This window comes from Roseibium sp. RKSG952 (assembly GCF_009711355.1).
This window is the reverse complement of record NZ_SMMF01000688.1, coordinates 1-4,249: the sequence shown is the minus strand read 5'-3', so window position 1 is coordinate 4,249 and position 4,249 is coordinate 1. Positions and strand designations below refer to the sequence as shown.

Below are 4,249 nucleotides of genomic sequence, written 5' to 3'. Positions count from 1 at the left end.
TTTGGCCGAACGGCTCATGTTGCGGGTTTTTAGGTCTTCAAGGACACAAATATAGAACCGGTAGGTCGGGTCCACCGGGCGCTCAACTCGATAAAGCGAATTTAATGTAAAGACGCAACGTCGATGTTGAATTTGCGCTTCCTGTGATTGAGGATGAGTCCTTGAAGCAGTAATTCACTTTCGATCACGCAGGTGTCCCATTGTTAAATCGTAGAACACTTCTGAAGACCTCCGCCGCCCTCCTGACCTCCGCCGCTTTTCCGTCGACGGTGGCCCTCGCTGAAACCTTTAACCCTTCGGAAATCATGAAGTCCTTCATGCTTGACGACATGACCATAGGAGTCCCGGATGCCCCGGTGACCGTCATCGAGTACGCTTCATTGACCTGCGGTCATTGCGCAAACTTTCACCGGAACACGTACCCACGCCTCAAGTCGGACTTCATTGAAACAGGTAAGGTTCGCTTCATTATGCGGGAGTTCCCTCTAGATCTGGTTGCGACGGCCGGCTCGATGCTAGCAAGGAGCCTTCCTGCCGACAAGTACTTCGGTGTCGTGGATTTGATGTTCCGAAATCAGCAAGACTGGGCCTTCACCGATAATCCATACGAATCCCTGCTGGCGCTTGCCAAGCAGATCGGCTTCACCCAGGAGACGTTCGAGGTGGCTCTAACCAACCAAAAGCTGCTGGAGGACATCATTGCCGGGCGCGAGATGGCCCTCTCGAAGTTCGGGGTAGACTCAACGCCGTCCTTCTTCATCAACGGCGAGCTCCACAAGGGCAATATGTCCATCGAGACAATCGCGAAAAGGATCGAATCCGCCATTTGATCGAGGCCCCGGAGTTCGGCCAAACTTACCGAAACGGTCAAACTCCGAGCCATGTTTCATCTGAACTGTGCGCTGGAAACCCCGTCATTAGGTCGAGGAGCCGTCACCCGATGAGTTTGCTGTAGGTGCTAGTGGCCTTGCGTTTCCCGCCAGGCTTTTTCTTCACGCCGTAGACATCTTCGACATCTTCCTTCGGGGGAACGACTGGGCCGCCCGGCTCGATGGGAGGCCTTACCCCCAGGCTCTCGAATAGGACGATCCATGCTTTCATGGCCGCGACTACGGGGCCCGGAATGTTGTTTTGAGACATCTGTCTCCAGAGTGTCGAGTAATTGACGCCGAGAGAACGCGCCAAGGCGTGTTTCCAGTTTTCACCGAATAGCGCCCTGGCTTTTTGTTCTACTTCGTCAGGGGTCATGGCTTAGTCCCTCGAGAACTGAGCCATGACCGACGGCGCCGAGGAGTCGAACCCGACGAGGTCGAGCATTCCACCGTCTTCCGGGTCAGCGATACTGAAACCCGTTGACGTCATGCCAACCACGATCAGCTTCGCGTGGATGCCTGTCTCCTTCCGGTAACGCTTGAGCGCCTCGGTCGGATGGATGCGTCCGGAATACGTCTCGTTGTCCGTGTAGACGACGAACGTATCTACTTCCAAACCCTTCCTGAGGGCGTGGATCATCGGCTGCGCGCAGTCCGTGCAGCCCATCGGGATCCGCGAGATCTTTCGCGTCGCTTCGTCGAGCCGCATCTTCGAAGAGATGTCGATGTCGACGAGGTTGCTCGAGAACCCAACGAAGTGCGTCTTCGGCTCGACCGCCGCAGTGACGAGCGCCATTGCAGCTGATGCCTCACGAGCACTCAGAGGCGAATTCATGAGCTTGTGCATCCCCATGGATCCAGAGACATCCAGCGCAAGCAAGTGTTTCTTCCCGGACGGCACGACGTTTTTGAATGAGGCGTAGAAGCCGTCATTCAACGCGTCGGTAACCTTCGAAACCGGGTTCCATGATCTTTCGCCCTTGACCGCCTTGCCACTCTTGTAGACGGCAAGCGCTTGCAAGAGCGCGAACGGGTGGATGCGGGACTTATGAAGTTCATCACGGTTCAAAAGACACTCCAGTACGGTGTCCAGCTCTCCCGAGAAAGGCTTCAGAACTCCAAGCTCCGTCATGACTCCGAGGTTCCTGATTAGTGCTGTCATCCGCATGTGCGGCAACAGTGCCTTCCAGATTTCGGCATCACGAAGCGCCCAAGTCGGCAACGCCTCCCGTGGCAACTTATGCTCCCTGATCAGGCGCACGAGATCCTTGGAGTTCGTCGCATCCTGTGCCGCGACGAAAGCCTTGACGACGTTAGGCAGGGACTTGACGTCGTGCTCTCGTCCGCAGATCCACCTTGTCAGCGCTATGCGAGCGAGATCGTCGTTGTCTCCAAGTGGGTGCGCGCACTTGATGAGACGAGCATGGTCGTAACCGTTCCTTGAGCGGTACTTGACCGCCTGCATCGCGAGTGAATTCGTCGGATGTCCGTCGTACCAGCGCGCGACGACGCGCTTCATCCCGCGCCCCCAACCCTTCCCGAGCGTTCGGGACACCTCGATAAACTCAAACAGGTGCGTCGAGGTGCGACAGACCTTGTTTACCGCGTCGAAAGCGGCAGAACGAACCTGCACCGCATCGTTGCAAACGCCCAGTGCCAAAGCGAAAATCGCCGGCGAGTTCTTCGGCGCCCGACCTTCATTCGAGATCTCAACGATCATCGACGCGGTGCGGGCCGGCTCCAAGTTCCAGCAATCAACTACGACGCGTGCGTTATCGCGCGTCAGGGAACGCGCCGACTGGTAAAAGGTAGCTGCGTCCGATCCGAGGATCAAGAAACGCTCAAGACGCTTCCACTGGTCGATCGCAAAGACGTATCCCCCGGCGTTGTTTCCGGACTGACGATCGTTCAGCGGCTGGGACTGCGGCACCAGTGCCGGATTGACCAATTTTGCGTACGACATTCTTTTTTCCTCTTCACACGTACCCTCGGACATGCAGGACCGCGAACGCGGCGGCTCAAATCGGGTTAAAACCTGCTCTTCCGTCTGAGCTACCTCTCCTTGAGAGGGTTGGACTCGAACCAACGACCTGGCGCTTCGATGCGATAACCAATTTGAAGGGGCTCGCGGGCCTGCATGTCCGAGGCGGGGCGAGCGCGGAGACGATGATCGGGTTTGGTCGATCATGAAAAACGATAACCGATCTTCTGGGGCTCGCCCCTCGGACAAATTCAGTTGTATTGCATTATGCAATGAAAAGCAACGATATTTATATTGTTTTTTTGATAATTTTTTGAAACTCAGTCACTTGAAAAAAATTTATAAACATTTTCAATTATTTATTTAGAGTTTCGTTCTACCAAAATATTGCAATACGCAATATTTTCTCATCAGGAGGCTACGGCTGTTCTTTCCGTCGTCCCACGTTCCGTTGATGGCATGAAAGGAGGAGCGTTGGTGGGTGCAACAGGATTCGAACCTGTAACCAGCGGATTATGAGTCCACCGCTCTACCATTGAGCTATACACCCTTGAATTCCACTCTTAACCTCTAAAAGTTATTTTGTCAACACTAAGGATTTCGGTCCGCCGCAGATTCCTCAGCATAATCCACATCGCTTCGGAGTCCGATGGTCTTCAGAACGTTCCGGCGCTCCATCATCATCGGAATCAGCTTGTGTCTCACCCAGTTTCTCTCGTGGGAAACGTCCTCGTTGCTCTCGTCCTCGATCCAACGTAATCCCCTGTTTTCGGACTGTTTCAAGATCTCCGCCTTTGGGATTTCAAGCAATGGCTTATAGCGTCTCCCGGACAACCGCTTCATTCGCAGGGAGTTTTCCGGGTACCCCCTCATCAGCCGCATAACCACGGTCTCCAATTGGTCGTTGGCATGATGAGCCGTGACCACGAGATCGTTATCCCCGAGGTTCGCATGAAGAAACTCGTATCTCTGGCGTCTCGCCTCGGCTTCCAACGACGGTGCCGACCGCATAGCTTGAGGGTCACCCGATTCCGCGATGAAGATCACTCCAATCTCACGGCATCTTTCGCGTAAAAGTTTTTCTTCTTCGTCGCTGGTCGCTCTCAGCTTGTGATTGAAGTGAGCGACCTTGAACGGGCGCACGCATTTATTGCGGAAGAATTCCATGAGAAACACGGAATCCACTCCTCCGCTGACGGCAAGCAAATAGCCCCCTTTGTGGGAGTTGATCTCCTCAGTAAGTTTTCGCCATTGGATATTCACGCTCGAACACTCGCTTTCCGTCGCACCTGTCGTCTCAGTCAATACAAATTCGAACTGGCCGTAAGAATATTGCAAGCGGCGTTAGTATCCGCATTGGCCTCATTGCCCGCAGGATTTGCAGTGAAAGAGCGCT

At 54.4% G+C, this 4,249-nt stretch carries 5 protein-coding genes and 1 tRNA gene; 2 read left to right on the top strand and 4 right to left on the bottom strand.

The features are described from left to right. Positions 1–200 precede the first annotated feature (200 nt). On the top strand, positions 201–830 hold the full coding sequence (locus tag E1297_RS03940) for a DsbA family protein (protein WP_155134167.1): 630 nt from the start codon (positions 201–203) through the stop codon (positions 828–830). 103 nt (positions 831–933) lie between these two features. Here the strand turns inward: E1297_RS03940 and E1297_RS03935 are convergent, their stop codons facing one another. The 4 genes from E1297_RS03935 to tilS form a co-directional block, all read right to left on the bottom strand. Beyond that, a complete protein-coding gene (locus E1297_RS03935; protein ID WP_155134164.1) occupies positions 934–1,248 on the bottom strand; it encodes a hypothetical protein in 315 nt (104 codons plus the stop codon). Between the two features lie 3 nt (positions 1,249–1,251). After that, entirely contained in the window at positions 1,252–2,835 is a 1,584-nt protein-coding gene (locus E1297_RS03930; RefSeq protein ID WP_196223183.1) for a TROVE domain-containing protein, read from the bottom strand. Positions 2,836–3,328: 493 nt separating this feature from the next. Further along, positions 3,329–3,403 (bottom strand) — tRNA-Ile (locus E1297_RS03925). A 41-nt stretch (positions 3,404–3,444) separates the two neighbouring features. Beyond that, positions 3,445–4,020, bottom strand: a complete 576-nt coding sequence (gene tilS, locus E1297_RS03920; RefSeq protein WP_244327627.1) for a tRNA lysidine(34) synthetase TilS — start codon at positions 4,018–4,020, stop codon at positions 3,445–3,447. Here tilS and E1297_RS49700 point away from each other — a divergent pair. After that, on the top strand, positions 3,973–4,249 hold a 277-nt coding region (locus E1297_RS49700; RefSeq protein WP_209015633.1), incomplete at its 3' end, for a hypothetical protein. The two genes, tilS and E1297_RS49700, sit on opposite strands and share 48 nt — an antisense overlap.

Bases quoted from the DNA above. Each gene is read 5' to 3' on its own strand.
- tilS (WP_244327627.1), bottom strand. From the start codon at position 4,020: ATGGAATTCTTCCGCAATAAATGCGTGCGCCCGTTCAAGGTCGCTCAC.
- E1297_RS03930 (WP_196223183.1), bottom strand. From the start codon at position 2,835: ATGTCGTACGCAAAATTGGTCAATCCGGCACTGGTGCCGCAGTCCCAG.
- E1297_RS03935 (WP_155134164.1), bottom strand. From the start codon at position 1,248: ATGACCCCTGACGAAGTAGAACAAAAAGCCAGGGCGCTATTCGGTGAA.